The organism is Hungatella sp. SL.1.14 (assembly GCF_024460495.1).
GTDB classification, from domain to species: Bacteria; Bacillota; Clostridia; order Lachnospirales; family Lachnospiraceae; genus Hungatella; species Hungatella hathewayi.
In genome coordinates this window covers 133670-152914 of record NZ_JANFYJ010000018.1, presented here as the reverse complement: position 1 = coordinate 152914, position 19245 = coordinate 133670, and the positions used below count along the sequence as shown (strand labels likewise).

Below are 19245 nucleotides of genomic sequence, written 5' to 3'. Positions count from 1 at the left end.
ATCTACGCTCCCTAGTTCTGCAATTGCACCACTGGTATACAATAAACTCTCCGTTAAGGTTGTCTTTCCTGCGTCAACGTGAGCCAGAATGCCTAAGTTAATTATTTTCATGTGATTTTCCTCCTATCAACACCCAAAAAAGGGCATAAAAATACCCAGTGATAAATACTCCTATCACTGGGTAAATAACTCCCATAGCCCCAAAACACTTATATGTTTTCGGGCATATAAAATTACATGATAAAAGTATTCTTAAACTGGGTACAAAAAACCAAGCCCCATATTAAAAGTGAAACGGGACTGCTACTTTTTGTTCCCACTATCAAATTGACAGTTTATTTAAGAATACCTTGCCGCATATTTATTAACTCCTTGTATAAAACTGAATCTAATTATATTCCTTAACCCTTTATTTGTCAAGCTGACAAACTAAAGCAGAAAAAGTGGCAGGATTTCACCCTGCCACTAATCATCTGTTTATGCAAAAATAATTTCCTTTTCCACAATCTCCCTCGCACAAGCCCTTATGTTATTCATTCTTCCAGTCCATTTTAAGGCGTTTTCTGCCTTTAACTGTTCTGTTATGCCCTGTGCTTGTTTCATGCCCTCTATGAGCCGTTCAAAGCGTTCCTGTGCCTGTCTGTCAATGTCGGCAAGGTAAGCATTGAGCCTGCCGCTTGTGAGAAGATTGGTGTATGTAATTTTGCGGTACTCCCGCAGATAGTCCAAGTGCCGCCGTCCGAATAAGTCTATCGGCTGTTCCTTTTCGGGTGGTATGGTAAGGCAGGGTAAAATGTATTCGCCTTGCCGTTCGTATCTGCCGCCCATTTCCTCAAAGATTGATTGTACCATTTGTTTTTCCTCCAAATAAGATATTCACTCCATAATCATGTCTGCTATCATTAACACAATTTACGTTTTCTCCTTATCTGGTTTCATTCATATGCCAGATTTTTTTATAAAATAATTTTAGACTATCTCTTGACAACAAAGAAAGCAAGTGATATATTCTATGTGACGATATAAAATATTTAGTCATAAGGAGGCGAGAAAAATTGCCGCGCTTTACAGAACAAGAAAAAGAAATCATAAACAGGAAACTTTTGATAGAGGGGGAAAAGCTGTTTGCAGCACACGGCTTGAAAAAAGTAACGGTTGATGATTTAGTAGCTGCTGTAAATATATCGAAAGGTTCATTCTACGCTTTTTATCCGAGTAAAGAACACTTATATGTAGAAATCAATTTTCGCTTACAGAAAGAGCTATTTACTAATATTGAAACAACAATTAAAGGAAGAAAGTATGAAAATCATAGGGACTTAACAAAAGATGTTATCACTTTGGGGGTAACTGGGTTGATTAATTCTCCTATTCTTTCGCAGATCGATTTGTCTTTAATGGACTATCTGCAAAGGAAACTTTCGCCAGATATATTTGACAGTCATATGCACAATGATATACGTATACTAGAAATGCTTGAAGATTTAGGGGTTATTTTTACGATTCCGCATACGGTTATCATAAAATCCCTGTATTCTGTTTTATCCTGTTTGGAACAGTTCAAGGAGGATAAAGAACTGAATATGATACAAAATCTTTTAGTGAATGGCATTGTTCAACAAGTAGTAGCAGAGTAACAATTTTGTTTGGTTATTTGACAGGCAGATAGCCAAACATATTTTTTACAGTTTGTATGACTATATATTTTTATGAGTCATAAAGTCTGAGGAGGACAAAATAATGATTGATGTAAAAAAACTGTATTTTAGCTATACTGACAAACCGTTTGTCGAGAATGTAAGTTTCCATGTTGGGAAAGGAGAAATTTTTGGATTTTTGGGCCCTTCTGGTGCCGGAAAATCAACCATTCAAAAAGTTTTGACCGGACTTAATACAAAATATAAAGGCAGCGTAAAAGTTGCAGGTACAGAAATACGGGAGCGTACAAATCGGTTTTATGAAAATATCGGTGTTGATTTTGAATTTTCAACCTGTTATGAGAAATTCACTGCACGACAAAATCTCGCCTATTTTGCTTCTCTGTATGAAAAGCAGCCCCGGTCTATTGACGAACTATTGCATATGGTTGGATTGGAAAATGACGGAGATAAAAAGGTTGGCGACTTTTCCAAAGGTATGCGTTCCCGCTTGAATTTTATCAAAGCGTTGATACATGACCCAGACATATTATTCCTTGATGAACCGACAAGCGGTCTTGACCCTACGAATAATCGTTTGATGAAAGATATTATCCTTGCAGAAAAGAAACGTGGAAAAACGGTTATCATTACTACTCACAATATGTTTGACGCAACAGAGCTATGTGATCAGGTAGCCTTTATCGTTGCCGGAAAAGTAAGCGCATTGGATAGTCCCCATAATTTGATTATGTCAAGGGGGGCTGCAAAAATACAATATACCTACTATGACAAAGGTGAGAAAACGGGAGAATGTCTGCTTGATAGAACCACAGAAGATAAGTTATTGAAAAACTTAATTTCCGAAAACCGTCTGCTTTCCATTCATAGCAGTGAGCCTACATTAAATGATATTTTTGTAGATATTACAGGGAGGACACTTCAATGAGATTGGGACGTTTAATTTGTGGTGATATACATTTCCAATGGAAATATGGTTTCTATTTTATCTACTTTATTTTAACCGTTTTATATGTGTGTGGGATTGCCGCTTTGCCGGAACATTGGAAAACGGATATTGCTTCTATTATGATATACTCTGACCCGGCAGCAATGGGATTGTTTTTCATGGGAGCGATTGTTCTTTTGGAAAAAAGTCAAAAGGTATTAAATGCTATGGTGGTATCTCCTGTAAAAATATCTGAATATATACTTTCAAAAACAGTTGCGTTGATTGCTATTTCTACTGTAATTGCATTGATATTAGGGTTAGTTTCCGGCAGCAATCATTTGCTTGGTATCGCAGTTGGTACTGCTTTGACATCAGCAATCTTTACTATGCTTGGAATTATTGCAGCTACAAAGATTTCAAACTTGAACCAGTTTCTTATTGTAATTATGCCGATAGAAATTGTTTGCTTTGTTCCACCTATTGCTGGTCTGTTTGTGACTTTACCAAATGTGTTTTGCTTTTTTCCGTTCATGGCTTGTATGAACCTTATAACTGGAAAAAGTATGTTACTATCGTTCGATATGGTAATTGTAATTGCTACGCTGATTATCCTCTACATAATTGCAAGGGATACAGTTGAGCATATGTGGAAAAGTTTGGGAGGTGTAAAGCTATGAAAAGGATACTATCCAGTGCCATACAAGTATTTAAGCAAATCAAAAGCGACCCTATGATGTTTGCGGCTTGCTTCACCCCTTTTATTATGGGAGCTTTAATCAAATTTGGTATTCCATTTTTTGAAAGAATAACAAAGTTTTCTTTACAAGGATACTATCCGATTTTTGATTTATTGCTTTCTATCATGGCTCCTGTACTGCTTTGTTTTGCATTTGCCATGATTACGTTAGAGGAAATTGATGATAAAGTATCGCGGTACTTTTCAATTACCCCTCTTGGTAAGGCGGGGTATCTCTTTACAAGGTTGGTAGTACCCGCAATTATTTCAGCGGTCATTGCTTTTATCGTACTTTTGCTTTTCTCATTAGAAAAGCTACCCACTAGTATGATGATTGGTTTAGCACTTCTCGGCTCGGTACAGGCGATCATTGTTTCACTTATGATTATTACCTTGTCCGGTAATAAATTAGAGGGTATGGCTGTAACAAAACTTTCTGCACTTACACTGTTAGGCATTCCAGTTCCTTTCTTTATAGATAGTTACTACCAGTTCGCGGTTGGCTTCCTCCCATCATTTTGGGTAGCAAAAGCCGTACAGAATGAAGCAGTTCTTTATTTTCCCATAGCATTGGTAGTAGCTTTGATCTGGTACTACTTCCTTATAAAACGTCTGTTTCGGAAGCTGGCAGGATAAGGGGGCATATATGAAAAAAAATAAAATCCTGCCAAACGAAAATGTAAATACGGCAATCCGGGTTTCCACAATTACACTAATCATCAACCTGATTTTATCGCTGCTTAAATTTGTCGCCGGATATATAGGAAAGTCAAGCGCCATGCTGTCAGATGCTGTCCACTCGGCTTCTGATGTATTAAGCACAATCGTTGTGATGGTTGGAATTAAAATATCAGAAAAACGACCTGATAAAGAACACCCCTATGGGCATGAGCGTATGGAATGTGTGGCTTCCATCATTCTTGCTGTTGCATTGGCTGTAACAGGAGCCGGAATTGGATATTCAGGCATTAACAAAATCTATTCAGGGCAGTACAATACACTTTCCGTACCCGGTAGAATCGCACTCACGGCGGCAGTCTTATCCATTGTAATAAAAGAGTGGATGTACTGGTTTACAAGAGGTGCTGCAAAGCATACAAATTCTGACGCACTTATGGCTGACGCATGGCACCACCGCTCTGACGCACTCTCGTCAGTCGGTTCTTTAATTGGCATTTTAGGAGCGCGTTTGGGTTATGCCATTCTTGACCCTATTGCAAGCGTTGTGATTTGCGGTTGTATCTTAAAAGCCGCTTTGGACATTTTCAGAGAAAGCATTAACAAAATGGTGGATCATAGCTGTGACAACACTACTGAAACAAAGATTCGGGAACTTGTACTTCAACAGCAAGGGGTTGAGGGTATTGACGATTTAAAAACCCGCATGTTTGGAGCGAAAATGTATGTAGACATTGAAATATTAGCCGATGGCAGTTTAGTTCTTTATGACGCTCACAGAATTGCCGAGGGAGTCCATCAGGCGATTGAAAACAGCTTTCCACAATGTAAACATTGTATGGTACATGTTAATACTAATGAACTTTCCCATTCTGCATAGGACGGGGAAGAGGATTTAAGGTCACTGAAAGGAGGTGAAGTAGGTTATGGAACAATACTGGTGGATTATCATGATTGCGGTTTTGATTGTCGTTGGCTTACTTAAAATGGTTATTATGAAAAAATACAACGATAAAAAGAATCCCAAAAAGCGTCCGCATAATGATGAAGATTAGTAAAGAGCAACTAAAAGGGAAAACTGCTATCTGTGTAGCAGCGCAAAACGGCAGTTGAAATAAAACCGCCGTTTTCCTTTTTCAAAAATTGGACTACGGAGGGTGTATTAAATTCGCCTTTTTTTAGGACACGGCGGTATCAAGGAGGTATCGCTATGTCCTTATTTTCTATAAATTCAATGATTATCTCGGAAACTCCTTGATTTACGGGCGTTTTCAAAGGATTGTAGGCTGATTTTACTACCAATTTACTACTTACGGAGTTGGCTTTGATATGCCGCCGAAATCCTTTTGAAGATAGACCCCATACCGCCGTTTGGAAATGGCGTGGCACATCAGCAATCAAATAGAGAAACACAACACACCACCAGACAGGCGGCGTTATCTATTCCCACACGGGAAAACAGGAACGCCGCTTTTTTATGCCCTCATGTCACGCAGTAGGGGCAAAGGAAGCTTTGTATCATGGGGCTTTACGGGCGCGGTTTTGACCGGGCAAGGGAAAGATACCTTTTCCCTCAAAAATGCCTTTCTATCGCGTACCCCCCACAGCAAAGGTTTCCTTGCTGTGGGCTTCCTGTATTACCTTTGCAGTTGCCGTCATAATTGTTAAATCCCGGTTGCTCATATCGGCAGGCAGACTGTCAAGCTGCCGCCGCCCGGTAGATTTTTCCGTTTCCACGTTCGGGAAAAAGAACTGGTCTACCGACACATCTAAAAAGGTGACAAGCTCATAGAAGATTTGTAGGCTTGGGTGCTGTCCGCTGTTCTCAATGGACGCAATATAACGCGGCGCAATGTTCAGTCTGTCCGCTAACTGGTTGCGCAATATGCCCTTGGCCTTTCTTGCTTCTTTAATGGCTTGCCCGAAAGCCTTAAAATTATACTTTACTTTGTCCTGCTTCATATTTTTCACCCTATTACATTTTACCGTTTACCTTTCTGCTTTGGATATGAGTTCACATATCATAGTGTTGATTAGAATAGAACATAGTATTTGCAAGTAATATGTTGATATTTTTGAGGTCAAACATTTATAATGATACATAGAAAGTTTCGATTGGAGGTGATTAACATTTTGAATATTACCCGTTATGCAACTAAAAACGAATGTCTCATTCCGTGGGTGAAATTTTTTTGGCACATTGAAGCCGCAAATGCAGACATACACTATAAACTTCTTCCAACAGATTGTATTGATGTTATATTGAATTTGGCTGATGATGTGGTATATGAAACTGAATGTAATAAAATAATAGCACCCCCTTTTCATATCAATGGACTACGTAGTAAGTACAGTTTTATCCATCAAGAAAAAACCATTCGTATTTTTGGTATATCATTTTATCCTCATGGGCTATATCCCTTTGTGCATAAATCACTTAAGGAAGTTCAAAACAAAGTGGTTGATCTAAACGGGCTTTCATACAGTTTAGGAGAAAAGTTAAAAAAAGCAGTCAGTAATGATACTACTGAAAAAATCATAGCTGAAATTGAAAATACTTTGATTGAGGAGTTATCTATAAAGCAAGATTTTGCGGACAAAGCACAGCTAATATCAGACTTTATAACAATTAGTGATGATATATCTATCAAATCTTTTTGCGATAAACGGTCAATAAACATAAAAACATTTGAGAGAATGGTTTTATACCATACGGGCTATACTCCGAAAATTTTGCGTCGTATAAAACGTTTCCAGAATACATGTAATCAATTAGTACATCAACATATTAGTTTAACCGATATTACTTACGATAATAATTTTACTGACCAATCATATTTTATAAAAGAGTTTACACGTTTTTCGGGAACAGCACCACGCACCTTTCAGACAGAGAAAGCTACTGTAAAAGAGAATGTTAAATACAAATACCTATGACAGTCGATTTTCTACTATACCTCTTGTTCTATTTTATGTAGACTATGAAAAAAACAGGAGGTATTTTTATGTCTATTGCAACGGAAATCGTAACAATGAAAACTTTACAGGAGGTAACAAAAGACAGCTTTATCAGCATTGTGGACTCGCTTGAAAAGGACTATCATTCAAAGCAACAGGGTTTTATTGACACGGAACTTCTCTATAACGAAGAAAACAGGGAATGGACTATGATACAGCATTGGGCTTCAATGGAAGAACTCAAGGCTGCTTCTGATAAAATGTTTCAAGATGAGGAAGCAGCCCCTTTTGTAAAAGCACTTGACGCTGCAAGTGTCAAAATGAGCATATTACCACAAATAAAAATATGGGGATAAAAAAGTGAAAAAGTTTGAATATCAAATTGAAAAGGTAACAGGGCATTGTTCATGTGGATATAAGGTAGGGGACGTATTTCAATGTGAGGGTATGAATACTCCCTGTACTCCATTTTGTGGAGGTACTTACATGGCTTTGTTTCCTATTCAAGTCGCCCTACACAATGGAGCTACCTTTAATTTGGAAGAAAACCCAAAGTCAAAAGGAAATTTGGCTTGTCCTGATAATGGGTATGTTGTTTTCAAAGTTACTCTGATTGAGGACTAATTATTTAAGCGAAAAATCATTTAATATTGTACATGGACACCTGTATACGGTTTACCCTCTTTTCTTTGCTAATTCACTTCGGAGCTAGTGGTAAAATCATACTCACCATATTGATGATGAAACACCCTTGCAATTTCCATTTATGTGGATAGGTACGGCATTGATGAAAGCTATGCTTAGTGAAAAAGGCTATAAGTGGACTTCATTAGCAGTATAAAAGGCTAACTATGCTCTGAAAATGTAAAAATGTGATGAGTTATATAAATATATGGTAATCTGAGGGAGATGTATGTCAAAGATAGCCGTATCCTGCTTGACTACTTCAGTAGTAATAGCAGTAAGCGTATGTAATAAAATCATTGTATGATTTATTGTTTATATGCCATGGTATAATTCAAATGATAATATGCATAGTTACATATACTCAAAACTCAGAAAAGTGGAGAAGGTCAATGGGAGAAGATGAGGAAAAGATAGAAATAGAGTTAGAACATGATGATATAGATGAAATGTTTTATCAAGGTTTGTGGGGATTCAGAACAGACGAAAAGTATCAATTTTTTTATGATGAGAGTAATAATTGTAGAAAGTTTTGGATTAAGCCAGATGGGGGAAAGGGATTATTTAATACGGATGCCTATGAAGATTTCGTTTTGGCAGGTATTGTGCATGAGAAGGAAGATTATAGAGTTACTCTTGACGAAATAAAGGATTGTTTGGGTTTACAAAAAAATGTTAGAGAAATTAAATTCAAAACACAGTTTGCTTCTGGTGATTTTCTGGAATGTATGAAAAAGAAAAGATTAACATCTCTGTTCAAGTGGATTGACTTAAATGGATTATATATTCATTACCATTATGTTAATAATTTGTACTATGCGGTGGTAGATATAATTGACTCAATAGTGGACATAAATGAGGTAGAAGAGTATGGATTTCAATATTTTTTGATAAAGAGTTCATTCTATAAAATGCTGAAAGGGAAAGAACATAAATTGCAGAAGCTCATGTTCAGATATTGCTATCCTAATATTAGGAGTGAGGATATCAGGGGATTCTGCACTGGATTGACAGCTCTTTTTGACCGAAGATATGATTTGAAGCCAGAGGAGAAGTTTATCTCTGGGTTAATACAAAGGGCCAGCAATAATGAATCATTAATATTTGTGCAAAATAATACAGATTTCATTATGAAAGAGAACTATGTGGAATTCTATATAAATCCAATTCGTACGTTTAAAAACTCGTATCATACCTTTGATGAGGAATTAGCAATTCAGGAAGTTTTGAGTCAATATAGATTAACCAGAAACGGAAAAGAGGTAACCAATTTCAAATTTGTTAATTCTAAAACCGATGTGCTGGTTCAGATATCAGATGTAATAGCTGGTGTAATGGGGAAATTTTTGAGTTATATTAATAAAAGTGAGCTAATAGGGATTCGGAGGGATGTTAATGGACTTAATAGGACTCAGATAGAGAATATAATGCTGCTCAACGGTTTGCGTGATAAATCAAACAATAAAAACGTGGGGTTTCTTCAGGCTGTTACGGCACAATATGAGATTGATAAAATGAATCATTTTCTTGATTTAGTAACAGCCAGAAATGAAGCTACGTGATTACTGTATTGATTAACAGGCAAAATAGAAAGATTCGTTAAATCATAATTAGGAGGAAGTAGATGAGCAACATAGAAATTAAGCAATTAAGCGAAAAACAATATCTCCAAACGATGAGTAGCGGAATGAAGGATATCACGAAAGTTGCAGAATCTTTAGTAGATATCTGGAACTATGCGGAATATCTATTGCAAAATAATTTGCTATCAGAATATGGATTTCAAAAGAGATTAATAGAAGCGGTTTACGTCAACAGTGAGAACACATATCAACATATCTTGCTTAGTACTTACCAGAAGAATCTTTATGTTGTGATTGTTGTAGATGTAATCAATAAAACTATTTTAGGACATTATATTCTTGACTTAAATGAAAAGTATGGCTTGAATAATTAAAAATTATATTGCAATTTGCTGGGGAGAGAATTGATTATTATATTCATATACATTAAAGAATAAACCACTCAAGGAGATGATAATATGTTGTCACAGGAAGAAAAAATCTATGTCGAACAGGCCTGCCTAAAATTAAAGGAACGTGGTTGGTTTCCTGGAGAGAAATTTAATCTATCCACTATCACAGAACAGGAAATTGCTGGTTTTGAGCAGCAACATCAAGTGACCCTGCCATCTCTTTACAGAACATTTTTGACCTCTTTTGCACTCCCTCAAAAAAGTATTCATATATGTGCCACTATCTACGACATGGGAGATTTTGGCCCCCTATGGTTAAGGTTTGACTGTCCGAGAACAATGAAGGACATATCAGAGCAGATGGAAATCCTGCAGGAGATTCGGGATTTTTGTGAATTGCCGGAGGGTTGCTTTCGGAATCTGATTCCGATTGGAGACTGGGGCGCGGGCTGGGGGCCTTTGTGTATAGACCTTTCTAAGCCAGAGGAGATGGTGGACGGAGACGATGAAGACACATGGTCTTTGGTATGGTTTGACCATGAAGATTTTGATTGGGATGAGCAATACCTTGGTGAAGATGGTTTGCTTCACGGGCAGGCGGCTTTACCAAGTCTAAAAGTATTATTGGATTGGTATTTTTATGGGGAATTGGAAAACAAGTATGAACAGGAGGAAGGTGTAAAGCCTACCTATGAGTGGTATCAGGACACCTTGAAACTGTAAAATTTCTGCAATTAAATCTACAATACCCCTTTCATTATCTACTAATAATATTTTATTGCTTATTTTATCACTTCCTTGCTTTTATTCTTTTATCTAAAGGCTTTTTTGCAGTTGCATGTATAAGCCGGAGAATACTGGCACCTGGATATGTCCGGTAACATATCTCTTTTTAAAGTATATTTCGAGTTTTGGAAATATTCAAATAAAAATCATTTAATATTGTACATGGACACTTGTATACGGTTTACCCTCTTTTCTTTGCTGATCCACTTCGGAGCTAGTGGTAAAATCATACTCTCCATATTGATGATGAAACACCCTTGCAATTTCTATTTATGTGGATAGGTACGGCATTGATGAAAGCTATGCTTAGTGAAAAAGGCTATAAGTGGACTTCATTAGCAGTATAAAAGGCTAACTATGCCTTGAGAATGTAAGAAGGTTGGTTTTGATCACATTTTTTGATATTCCTATTACAGCTAACAGGCAAATGGTGCGTGATGATATTTTTCTTTGTGGGAAAAAGTGAGGCGGGAACCATCTGCTGTAATGTGCGCTGGCAGCTTGCAGGAGTGTCCATCGCTTGTTTGCTATATGATGCCAATAGTGAAAGGTTTCAAAAATCCCGCATATACTGTATCAAATCCCCTGCATGAGGTATACCATGGCGGACTGCCCTATTAACTCAGCCTCAGAGACCATTGCTGACTTTATCTACCGTAATGGAAGTCAGCAGCAATTTCCTGGTAATTCAGAAGATATTCTCTGTATGGACTTTGTAAGCACTGATTTCAGCATTATATATACCCCGCTAGATACCGTAGAACCCATATCACTAAGTAAGTTTACCTATTATAGTATCCCTGGACTGTACACACTGTTAGATAGTTCCAGCATGGACGCTTCCGGCATTTTGGCAACCCATGCATCACCTGCCCTTAGCAATCAAGGGAGAGGTGTTATAATCGGCATCATAGACACGGGAATTGACTATACCAATCCTTTATTTCGTAATCAGGATGGAACTACCAGAATCTTGAGTATTTGGGATCAGAGCCTTCCAGAAGATAAAAGCCTCCTTCCTGCCGGTGTACCCAACCGCTATAATGCCAGCGGGGCAAGCTATGGCACAGAGTACACGCAGGAGCAGATTAACGAGGCACTGGAATCTGATAATCCGTTTGCCGTGGTGCCTTCTACCGATACCAACGGACATGGAACCTTTTTGGCGGGTATCGCTGCTGGAGGAATCCTGCCTAATCAGGATTTTACAGGAGCAGCACCGGAATGTGAACTGGTAATCGTCAAATTAAAACCAGCCAAACAATATCTGCGCGATTTCTATCTTATCAGTAATGATGCGGATGCTTATCAGGAGAATGATATAATGATGGGCATTAAGTACCTGCGTGTGGAGGCATACAACCAGAGAAAACCTCTGGTTATTTTACTGGGAATCGGATCCAATCTGGGCAGCCATGAAGGGACGTCTCCATTGAATGTAATGATTCAAGATATCAGCCGATATTTAGGAATGGCTACGGTAATTGCTGCAGGCAATGAAACTGGCCGGGGGCATCATTACATGGGGTCTGTACCGATAGGGGAAGAGTCCGTTGAGGTGGAAATCCGAGTAGGGAATGCGGAATCCCAACGTGGATTTGTAGTAGAACTCTGGGCCGACACCGCTGATACATATTCGGTTGGATTTGTCTCACCCAGTGGTGAATCCATAGGCCGCATTCCTATCATAGGCAGAAACGAAACCTCTATCCCGTTCCTTTTGGAACCCACGGTCATTACAGTTAATTACCAGCTGATTGAGACAGGCGCAGGCAAACAGCTTGTTTTTATCCGTTTTGCAGCCCCAACTAATGGAATTTGGAGAATACGCGTGTATAATACCCAGTATCTTACAGGGCAATTTAATATGTGGCTTCCGGCCCATACCTTGATTTCTGATGAAACCGTGTTTCTGACTCCCAGCCCATACACGACCATAACCCTCCCGGGAGATTCTCCCTCTCCAATCACAGTAGGAGCCTATAATCATTTAAATAACAGCATCTACATTCATTCCGGCCGTGGATATACAATAGGCGGATTGATAAAGCCGGATTTGGCAGCTCCAGGGGTTAATGTAAGCGGGCCATCGATAGGGCAAAGGAACCAAGACTCCATTCCCATGACTACCCGAACCGGAACCTCGGTTGCTGCTGCCCATGTTGCTGGTGCAGTCGCTAATCTTTTAAGCTGGGGCATAATAGAAGGACATAACATAGCAATGAGCGAAGCCACTGTCAAAGCATTTTTAATAAGAGGAGCAAAACGGAATCCAGCACTATCATATCCCAATAGGGAATGGGGATATGGGGCTCTGAACTTATATGAAACTTTTTTACGGTTAAGAGAAATAAGATGAATTATCTAAAGCATCAGATTCTTATGCATATCACGGATACGGGGGAACTTGATGGATATTTTGGCTGAGATGCTAAAAAATAGTCTTATCGGTGGTAAGGGATTAATTTTGAGGTAGTGGTGTGCCGCCACAAATACGCTTGCACCGTATCGGTCAACGCCTTTTCCCTTTATATTTCATGTAGAGGACGGTTGGCTCGATATGCTTTTTCAGAGTAGCCAATCGCTGGTCAATGGGGTTCAGCTTAACCCGTATATCCATCTGCCTCCCAATCATGGACGAAAACTTTTCATCAAGTCAGAAATGGCACGGTTCTTCTGAAAATAGTTGAACAAACCATAAGTACAGTTTACAAGGGACTACACAGGGTAGGTATCTGACGGGAGGTGTGCCACCCGTCAGATTTTCCATGTGATATTCAAGCTGTCGCTTGTGGCGGCTATGGTGGTAATCATTAAGTCCACCACCCGCCGCTTGTCGTCAAAGGATACATTCTCCCAAGTGTCGAGGTAGCCGGAAATCTGGCTGACCTGTTCCGGGCTGATGGCTTCCACTGTCAGCTCCGCTATCCTCGCCAGAAGTTCCTGCTTGCGTCCGTCCAGTTCCGCTATCTTCACATTCACATAGGAGAGCAGGACATTGTTTGCGCCCGTTAGACTGTCCACCAGCTTTTCAATCTCGCCGTCCACATGAGCAAGCTCCACTTGCAGGGCGGCGATTTTCGGGTTTGCCTTTGCCGCTTTCTTTCTGCCTGTCAATGTCTTGTAGCTTGCCAGCTTCTTTACCATCTGCTGATAAACAACCGCTTCCAGTTCCGAAGTGATGATTTTCCCACACCCGGCACAGCTCTTGTTATCCAGCCGTTTTGTGCAGCGGAGATATTGTTTCCCCACAGGATTGTTAATGCTCATAAGGGCATACCCACAATTCCCGCACTTGATTTTTCCCGCCAGCCATGTGTGGGTGGCTTTTCGGGCAGACTGGATTTTCATGTTGTTCATCAACTTCTTACGGCAGGTCAGCCAGATGTCGGAGGGGACGATACCCTCATGGGGAGCCAGCACCAGCATCTGGTCTTTCAAGTCGTTCTTCTTGCTGGGCTTCACATCCCGTCCTTGATACAGATAGCAGCCATTCATTCCCGTAAAATCGGCAGCGTCATTGACAATGACCGTCCCCTGACTTTTGAAAAATTCGTACACCTCAAGGTCTGCCTGCACATAGACGGGATTGCGTAACATCTGCGCCAGCGTGGGGCGTATCAGCTCTTTGCCATGGAATAAAATCCCCTGTTCCGCAAAGTAACGGGTAATGTCCCAGTAGGAGGTGGTGGGCTGGGCGTACATCTCAAACATCAGCCGGATATTTGCCGCTTCATCCGGGTTTACCACCAGCTTCTTTGTGTTGATACCATCCATCTTGATCGGCTCGGTGTGGAAGCCGTAGGGAGCCTTGCCGCCCATCTTGAAACCTCGCTGACTGCGGGAATAGTAAGCGTCCGTTACCCGCTTCTGTATGTTTTCCCTTTCAAGCTGGGCGAACACGATACAGATATTCAGCATCGCCCGCCCCATCGGGGTGGAGGTATCAAACTTTTCCGTAGAGGACACAAACTCCACATTGTACTGCTGGAACAGTTCCATCATGTTGGCAAAGTCCAGAATAGAACGGCTGATACGGTCGAGCTTGTAAACTACGACCTTTGCAATCAAGCCCCGCTTGATGTCTCGCACCAGTTCTTGAAACTTCGGACGGTCTGTGTTCTTGCCGCTATACCCTTTGTCTGTGTATTCCTTGCAGTTACCGCCTTTCAACTCGTATTTGCAAAATTCAATCTGGCTTTCAATGGAAATGCTGTCCTTTTTGTCTACCGATTGTCTTGCATAGATTGCGTCTATTCGATTGTTCATATTGTCGCTCCTTTTCTTAAAAAAGAAACGGAGCTGCTGATACCTTTATTATACCGTCAGCAGCCCCGCAAATCAACGATGGCTTTGGAAAACCTTATGCCCCGGCTTCCTCACTCTGCCGTTTGTCGGCATACTTGCGGAACACCTCATAAAGCTGTTGTTCCAGCTCCCGGCGTTTTGCCGCTTCCTGTTCCGGCGTGAACACCGGGGAGAGATTTTCCAGCGTGATTTCCTTTCCCTGAAAAGTTACGACTTCGGTTTCTTTCTTGTATCTGGTATGCTCCATAGTACCTCCGTATTTAATTTTTAAAGTGCAGTGCCGCCATGCTGCGGCGTGAAATTTTTTCTGTCATCCATTACCGTTCCTTTGTGTGCCGTTGCTGGTGCTTCAGTTCTGCCAGCACCTCCAGCGGGATACGGTCAACCAGCCGCTGAATGTTCTTTAGCTCGCTTTCCAGCTTTGCACGTTCCATCGTGCCTTTCATCTTGTCCTTTTCGCTGGCTCTGGCTCGTTCCTCCAGCTTTTCATTTTCTGCCAAAAGGTCATTTATCGTGACCTTGTATTTCTTGAGTTGCCCGGAGAAGTTCTCCATTTGCGGGAACCACTTTTTGAGCATGGCAAGGGCTTCCTCTTTCTTCTTCCCGGCGTTCAACGGATTGATACCGTCCAGCGTGGCTTCAATCGCCCTCGCCTGTTTGGAGAGGGAAACCGCCTGCTTGAACAGCCGGGTGGGGATATGCTTCCTGCCTGTATTGCTTGCACTCTCGCCACGCTCCAAGTCGGGGTGCTTCTCCACCATATAGGCGTGAAAATCGTCCTGCCACTTCGTCAGATTTGCCCTGTTCCCAATAATCTCTTTAGCACACAGGCGGTTGTCCTTTGTCAGCGGAACAAAGGTCAAATGCAGGTGGGGCGTCTTTTCGTCCATGTGTACCACCGCTGACACGATATTTTCCCGGCCTACCCGGTTTATGAGGAAGTCTGCCGCCCGCTGGAAAAACGCCTGTATCTCCTTTGGGGACTTGCCCTTGAAAAACTCCGGGCTGGTGGTAATGAGCGTATCCACAAAGCGTGTGCTGTCCTTGCGGGTGCGGCACCCCGCTTGTTCAATGCGGCTCTGAATGAAGTGGTAGTAGCGTCCCTCCGGCTTGACAATGTGGAAGTTATATTTGCTCCTGCTGGTGTCAATGTCGGGATTGCTGGCGTACTGTTCCTTTTGCCGTTCGTGGTGGGCTTCCAGCGGCCTTGCCGGGTTGCCCTTGTGCTTCTCAAATCGCAAAATTGCGTGTTGTGCCATAAACTCCTTTCCCCATTCCTTTCCTATCCGGGACTTTTCCACAGGGAAAATCCCGCCGGAATTATCTCTGATAGGATTGGAATGGATAAGATATGAATAAAATCTGTTAATCTCTGTATTTCTATCTTCCGTCCGGTTTTCGTACTTCAAGAGGATTGATTATCGTACTCCATGCGTGCGGTTTTCAGCCCTCCGGCGTACCATAACCGGATTTCTTGAAGTAGGTGTTTGATACCGCTTTATAGGATTTTGGGTAAATGCGGTTGGGTTTTCCACAGCCCTGCTTCTGTATCTCCACAAGCCCCGCATACTGCAATTCCCGCAGGGTGTTGACCGCCTTTTGCCGCCCGCAATGGAGCAGGGCGACCACCTCGCAGATTGGATAATACAGGTAAATGCGCCCGTATTCGTCCGCCCAGCCGTTCTTGCGGGATAACTCCGTCCGGCGCAGGATAAAGGCGTACAGCACCTTTGCCTCGTTGGACAGAGGGCTGAATGTGGGGGCTTCAAAGAGGAAATTTGGGAGCCGTGTGAAGCTGACCGCTTTCTCCGGCTGATGAATATAAATCGTGCTTGTCATATCGTGTTTTGTGGACGGTTAGGGCGGCATTTTCGGGGGAGGACGGTACTTTATACCACCTGCCCCGTTTCCGCTCTCTGGAAGCCTTGAAAATCAAGGACTTTTTAAGCCCTAACTGTCCACAGCAGACCTCCTTTTCCGTTCACTTTCTGTTTTCTGCCGCCTGTGAACTCTGGCGGCGCAGTCGGGGCAGTATTTCCCCCGGTTGGACTTCGGAACGAACACGCCGCTACAGACCGCACAGCGTTTCAAATCCCATCCCCGGTAAATCTCTGCTTCCAGCGTCCCCGCCAGCGGCAAGACCGACCAGCGGAACCACTTACAGCAGACCGAGAAAGAAATCATCTGCGGGCAAGCGTGGGCGTCCCCGTCGTCAAGGGCGATACAATTCCCGTTTTCACAGTTACAGCACTCCCGCCGGATAAGGGCGTTGGCCTGTTTCCTCTGCGCCGGGTTCATGCGGTACAGGGAACCGTCCGGCCTGCGCTCCAACGGCGGCAAATCCTTGTATAGGTTATTTCTCATGTATCCCTCCGTTTTCCTGTTGCCGTTCTCCCCGAAAAGGCTTCCTGCCCCATTTCTGCGGCGTGTTCCGGCGTTGGTACGCTCCCCGGACTTCGGGACAATTTCGAGGTGTTGACAAACCCTGTCCTCCTTGCCCCTATTATGGTAAAATAAAAGAAAAGTATGGAGGAAGCACCTATGATGACGCGGATGGACAATAAGCAAATGAAATTCCACTTGGTTACCATTGAAAATCTTGTACCGGAAGATCATTTTCTAAGAAAATTATATCGCCTGGTGGATTTCTCCTTCATTTACGAAGAAATAGAAGGCTGTTACTGCCAGAACAATGGCCGTCCATGCGTTGATCCGGTTATCCTGATGAAATATCTGTTGATTGGATTTTTGTTTGGGATTGAATCAGAACGCCGGATTGAGCAGGAAATCCAGGTAAACATGGCCTACCGCTGGTTTCTTGGGCTGGATATGGATGAGCGTGTACCGGACCATTCCACCATATCCCAGAACAGACGCAGGCGTTTCAATGGGACCGGCTTGTTCCGCCGTCTGTTTGAGCGGATTCTCTTTCAATGTATGGAAAAAGGGCTGGTGGACGGGAGGACAGTCTTAACGGATTCCACCCATGTAAAGGCAAATGCTTCTGCCAAAAAGAATATCAAGGTTTTGGCGCATAAGGAAACGAACCATTACATGGAACGTCTGGATTTCTATGAAGAGCGGGAACGTCAGCGGTTAGAGCAATCCGGAGCAATTCGGCCGAAGCGCAAAAGCCGCGCGCCAAAGGAAAAACTCCCGATAGAGAAAACCGTCAACCCGACAGATACGGAAGCCGGAATGCTCAAAAGGCCAGGAAAACCGACGGGGCCGCATTATCTGAGCCACCAAAGCGTGGATCCTGCCCATGGGATCGTTGTAGACGTGGCGGTAACTGGGGGAAATGTAAATGACTCCGGCCCTTATCTGGAACGGATCGAGTATATGAGGAAGCATCTGGGGCTAACAATCAAAACGGCAGGGGCAGACAGCGCGTATGGAACCAGCCTGATTTGTCAGGTTCTGGAGGATATGGGAATCGGCCTTTACACGCCGGGAACAACGGGAGGCGTGAATTACAAAGCAGAATTCACACGGGAAGATTTTGAATATCAGAAAGAAACCGATTGTTTTATTTGTCCTGGCGGGAAGCGGCTGTTACTGCGGAGTCTTGAAAGGGAGGAGTTCAATATCTGCAGGGTTTACCGCGCGGAGAGAAAGGACTGCGGGTCCTGCCCAATGTCCAGCCGGTGCGTGAGCCCCAGCCAAAAGAGCCGGACAGTCCGTGTAAATATCTTTGAGGAAGCAACAAGCCGATGTCACGAAAGAAAGGGGACAGCGCTTCATGCCTACATCCTGGGCCTGCGCCAGATATGGTGTGAAGGAAGTTTTGCCGCCCAGAAAGCGAGGCATAATTTAAGAAGTCTGTACAGGAGAGGGTTAGAGGCAGCGGAAACACACTGCCTTCTGTCAGCTATGGCCTTAAATTTGAAACGGATGGTAAAGTGTTTGGAGTGACGCCGGGAGGGCGTCTTTTTTCGTGTCTGCTGCTGGTTGGTCTGTGCTGGATTTTGTGACGGGGAGAATTTTTATAGGGTTTGTCAACACCTCGAAGTTGGCCCGAAGTAAAAATATGCCTTTGGCGGATAGGAGGAAAAAGAATGAATTTAATAGAGTTGCAGCAATATATAAGTTTAAGGCAAGGATACCAAAATTTTATTTTTATACTGCTAAGTTCAGAAATGTTTACGAAAAAAGGGACGGTTCGCAAAGACTGGCTACACAAGTTTTATGAACAAAATAATGAAGCTAAAGAAGCAATTTCGGCACCAAAGGAAGGTGCGTCCATAGAAGAAGGCATCGCAATAAAGGTTCCCAATTACGGGGCTTTTTACCTGATGTCGTACAAAAAAGAACATGTTAATATGGGAGATTACATAAAGGCATTGGCATTGTATAAGAAAATCATATTTGCCGAGATAATCGATGATAAACTTATGTTATCGGATAATAGCAAGTTTGACCTAAAAGATTGTGAAATTGACGCATATAACCCTATTCCTATTATTGCCAAAACACCTCATTGGTGTTAGTTAAAAGGTGCAGGTAGCAAAAACGGGAGAGGGTGCCAAGG

At 42.1% G+C, this 19245-nt stretch carries 23 protein-coding genes; 15 read left to right on the top strand and 8 right to left on the bottom strand.

Features of this window, described 5'->3' with window-relative positions; all coding sequences use genetic code 11:
* Both NE473_RS19305 and NE473_RS19300 read right to left on the bottom strand, forming a co-directional pair.
* The coding region (locus NE473_RS19305; protein ID WP_256265363.1) for a GTP-binding protein at positions 1–111 on the bottom strand (111 nt) is incomplete at its 3' end.
* Between the two features lie 366 nt (positions 112–477).
* Entirely contained in the window at positions 478–852 is a 375-nt protein-coding gene (locus NE473_RS19300; RefSeq protein ID WP_054353813.1) for a TnpV protein, read from the bottom strand.
* 203 nt (positions 853–1055) lie between these two features.
* Between NE473_RS19300 and NE473_RS19295 the strand changes: the two genes are divergently transcribed.
* The 6 genes from NE473_RS19295 (at position 1056) to NE473_RS19270 (ending at position 5058) form a co-directional block, all read left to right on the top strand.
* Positions 1056–1637, top strand: a complete 582-nt coding sequence (locus tag NE473_RS19295; RefSeq protein WP_002591415.1) for a TetR/AcrR family transcriptional regulator — start codon at positions 1056–1058, stop codon at positions 1635–1637.
* 103 nt (positions 1638–1740) lie between these two features.
* A complete protein-coding gene (locus NE473_RS19290; RefSeq protein ID WP_002591416.1) occupies positions 1741–2586 on the top strand; it encodes an ABC transporter ATP-binding protein in 846 nt (281 codons plus the stop codon).
* Complete coding sequence (locus tag NE473_RS19285) at positions 2583–3266, top strand: fluoroquinolone export ABC transporter permease subunit (protein ID WP_006775583.1); 684 nt, start codon at positions 2583–2585, stop codon at positions 3264–3266. Before NE473_RS19290 ends, NE473_RS19285 begins: the two co-directional genes overlap by 4 nt.
* Complete coding sequence (locus NE473_RS19280) at positions 3263–3961, top strand: Rv2686c family ABC transporter permease subunit (RefSeq protein WP_117440348.1); 699 nt, start codon at positions 3263–3265, stop codon at positions 3959–3961. Before NE473_RS19285 ends, NE473_RS19280 begins: the two co-directional genes overlap by 4 nt.
* Before the next feature lie 10 nt (positions 3962–3971).
* The gene (locus NE473_RS19275; RefSeq protein ID WP_002591419.1) at positions 3972–4883 is read left to right on the top strand and encodes a cation diffusion facilitator family transporter; all 912 of its coding nucleotides are present in this window, start codon (positions 3972–3974) and stop codon (positions 4881–4883) included.
* 46 nt (positions 4884–4929) lie between these two features.
* Positions 4930–5058: a hypothetical protein gene (locus NE473_RS19270; protein WP_002591420.1), complete on the top strand. Its 129-nt coding sequence runs from the start codon at positions 4930–4932 to the stop codon at positions 5056–5058.
* A 532-nt stretch (positions 5059–5590) separates the two neighbouring features.
* On the opposite strand, the gene NE473_RS19265 is transcribed toward NE473_RS19270, so the two are convergent.
* Entirely contained in the window at positions 5591–5965 is a 375-nt protein-coding gene (locus tag NE473_RS19265) for a helix-turn-helix transcriptional regulator (RefSeq protein ID WP_155560797.1), read from the bottom strand.
* A 171-nt stretch (positions 5966–6136) separates the two neighbouring features.
* Here NE473_RS19265 and NE473_RS19260 point away from each other — a divergent pair, with 171 nt between their 5' ends.
* The 7 genes from NE473_RS19260 to NE473_RS19230 all read left to right on the top strand — a co-directional run bounded on the left by NE473_RS19260 (position 6137) and on the right by NE473_RS19230 (position 12765).
* Positions 6137–6940, top strand: a complete 804-nt coding sequence (locus tag NE473_RS19260; protein ID WP_242354859.1) for a helix-turn-helix domain-containing protein — start codon at positions 6137–6139, stop codon at positions 6938–6940.
* 68 nt (positions 6941–7008) lie between these two features.
* Entirely contained in the window at positions 7009–7317 is a 309-nt protein-coding gene (locus NE473_RS19255) for an antibiotic biosynthesis monooxygenase (protein WP_155560796.1), read from the top strand.
* A 4-nt stretch (positions 7318–7321) separates the two neighbouring features.
* On the top strand, positions 7322–7585 hold the full coding sequence (locus tag NE473_RS19250) for a TIGR04076 family protein (RefSeq protein ID WP_155560795.1): 264 nt from the start codon (positions 7322–7324) through the stop codon (positions 7583–7585).
* Between the two features lie 452 nt (positions 7586–8037).
* Positions 8038–9207, top strand: a complete 1170-nt coding sequence (locus NE473_RS19245; protein WP_155560794.1) for a DUF3800 domain-containing protein — start codon at positions 8038–8040, stop codon at positions 9205–9207.
* A gap of 62 nt (positions 9208–9269) precedes the next feature.
* On the top strand, positions 9270–9602 hold the full coding sequence (locus NE473_RS19240) for a hypothetical protein (RefSeq protein ID WP_242354861.1): 333 nt from the start codon (positions 9270–9272) through the stop codon (positions 9600–9602).
* Between the two features lie 84 nt (positions 9603–9686).
* Positions 9687–10343: an SMI1/KNR4 family protein gene (locus NE473_RS19235; protein ID WP_155560793.1), complete on the top strand. Its 657-nt coding sequence runs from the start codon at positions 9687–9689 to the stop codon at positions 10341–10343.
* Positions 10344–11007: 664 nt separating this feature from the next.
* A complete protein-coding gene (locus NE473_RS19230) occupies positions 11008–12765 on the top strand; it encodes a S8 family peptidase (RefSeq protein WP_155560792.1) in 1758 nt (585 codons plus the stop codon).
* A 398-nt stretch (positions 12766–13163) separates the two neighbouring features.
* Here NE473_RS19230 and NE473_RS19225 read toward each other — a convergent pair whose 3' ends face one another.
* The 5 genes from NE473_RS19225 to NE473_RS19205 all read right to left on the bottom strand — a co-directional run bounded on the left by NE473_RS19225 (position 13164) and on the right by NE473_RS19205 (position 17078).
* A complete protein-coding gene (locus NE473_RS19225; RefSeq protein ID WP_155560791.1) occupies positions 13164–14675 on the bottom strand; it encodes a recombinase family protein in 1512 nt (503 codons plus the stop codon).
* Positions 14676–14769: 94 nt separating this feature from the next.
* On the bottom strand, positions 14770–14961 hold the full coding sequence (locus NE473_RS19220) for a hypothetical protein (RefSeq protein WP_155560790.1): 192 nt from the start codon (positions 14959–14961) through the stop codon (positions 14770–14772).
* A 70-nt stretch (positions 14962–15031) separates the two neighbouring features.
* Positions 15032–15973: a MobV family relaxase gene (gene mobV, locus NE473_RS19215; protein ID WP_155560789.1), complete on the bottom strand. Its 942-nt coding sequence runs from the start codon at positions 15971–15973 to the stop codon at positions 15032–15034.
* 184 nt (positions 15974–16157) lie between these two features.
* Positions 16158–16553 (bottom strand): replication initiator protein A, encoded by a 396-nt coding sequence (locus NE473_RS19210; RefSeq protein ID WP_155560788.1) that lies wholly within the window; start codon positions 16551–16553, stop codon positions 16158–16160.
* A gap of 111 nt (positions 16554–16664) precedes the next feature.
* Entirely contained in the window at positions 16665–17078 is a 414-nt protein-coding gene (locus NE473_RS19205) for a cysteine-rich VLP domain-containing protein (protein WP_155560787.1), read from the bottom strand.
* A 177-nt stretch (positions 17079–17255) separates the two neighbouring features.
* On the opposite strand from NE473_RS19205, the gene NE473_RS19200 reads away from it, so the two are divergent.
* Both NE473_RS19200 and NE473_RS19195 read left to right on the top strand, forming a co-directional pair.
* The gene (locus NE473_RS19200; protein ID WP_155560786.1) at positions 17256–18629 is read left to right on the top strand and encodes an IS1182 family transposase; all 1374 of its coding nucleotides are present in this window, start codon (positions 17256–17258) and stop codon (positions 18627–18629) included.
* Between the two features lie 143 nt (positions 18630–18772).
* Positions 18773–19204 (top strand): hypothetical protein, encoded by a 432-nt coding sequence (locus tag NE473_RS19195; RefSeq protein WP_155560785.1) that lies wholly within the window; start codon positions 18773–18775, stop codon positions 19202–19204.
* Positions 19205–19245 lie beyond the last annotated feature (41 nt).

Bases quoted from the DNA above. Each gene is read 5' to 3' on its own strand.
- NE473_RS19300 (WP_054353813.1), bottom strand. From the start codon at position 852: ATGGTACAATCAATCTTTGAGGAAATGGGCGGCAGATACGAACGGCAA.
- NE473_RS19290 (WP_002591416.1), top strand. From the start codon at position 1,741: ATGATTGATGTAAAAAAACTGTATTTTAGCTATACTGACAAACCGTTT.
- NE473_RS19285 (WP_006775583.1), top strand. From the start codon at position 2,583: ATGAGATTGGGACGTTTAATTTGTGGTGATATACATTTCCAATGGAAA.
- NE473_RS19280 (WP_117440348.1), top strand. From the start codon at position 3,263: ATGAAAAGGATACTATCCAGTGCCATACAAGTATTTAAGCAAATCAAA.
- NE473_RS19275 (WP_002591419.1), top strand. From the start codon at position 3,972: ATGAAAAAAAATAAAATCCTGCCAAACGAAAATGTAAATACGGCAATC.
- NE473_RS19270 (WP_002591420.1), top strand. From the start codon at position 4,930: ATGGAACAATACTGGTGGATTATCATGATTGCGGTTTTGATTGTCGTT.
- NE473_RS19265 (WP_155560797.1), bottom strand. From the start codon at position 5,965: ATGAAGCAGGACAAAGTAAAGTATAATTTTAAGGCTTTCGGGCAAGCC.
- NE473_RS19255 (WP_155560796.1), top strand. From the start codon at position 7,009: ATGTCTATTGCAACGGAAATCGTAACAATGAAAACTTTACAGGAGGTA.
- NE473_RS19245 (WP_155560794.1), top strand. From the start codon at position 8,038: ATGGGAGAAGATGAGGAAAAGATAGAAATAGAGTTAGAACATGATGAT.
- NE473_RS19240 (WP_242354861.1), top strand. From the start codon at position 9,270: ATGAGCAACATAGAAATTAAGCAATTAAGCGAAAAACAATATCTCCAA.
- NE473_RS19235 (WP_155560793.1), top strand. From the start codon at position 9,687: ATGTTGTCACAGGAAGAAAAAATCTATGTCGAACAGGCCTGCCTAAAA.
- NE473_RS19230 (WP_155560792.1), top strand. From the start codon at position 11,008: ATGGCGGACTGCCCTATTAACTCAGCCTCAGAGACCATTGCTGACTTT.
- NE473_RS19225 (WP_155560791.1), bottom strand. From the start codon at position 14,675: ATGAACAATCGAATAGACGCAATCTATGCAAGACAATCGGTAGACAAA.
- NE473_RS19220 (WP_155560790.1), bottom strand. From the start codon at position 14,961: ATGGAGCATACCAGATACAAGAAAGAAACCGAAGTCGTAACTTTTCAG.
- mobV (WP_155560789.1), bottom strand. From the start codon at position 15,973: ATGGCACAACACGCAATTTTGCGATTTGAGAAGCACAAGGGCAACCCG.
- NE473_RS19210 (WP_155560788.1), bottom strand. From the start codon at position 16,553: ATGACAAGCACGATTTATATTCATCAGCCGGAGAAAGCGGTCAGCTTC.
- NE473_RS19205 (WP_155560787.1), bottom strand. From the start codon at position 17,078: ATGAGAAATAACCTATACAAGGATTTGCCGCCGTTGGAGCGCAGGCCG.
- NE473_RS19200 (WP_155560786.1), top strand. From the start codon at position 17,256: ATGATGACGCGGATGGACAATAAGCAAATGAAATTCCACTTGGTTACC.
- NE473_RS19195 (WP_155560785.1), top strand. From the start codon at position 18,773: ATGAATTTAATAGAGTTGCAGCAATATATAAGTTTAAGGCAAGGATAC.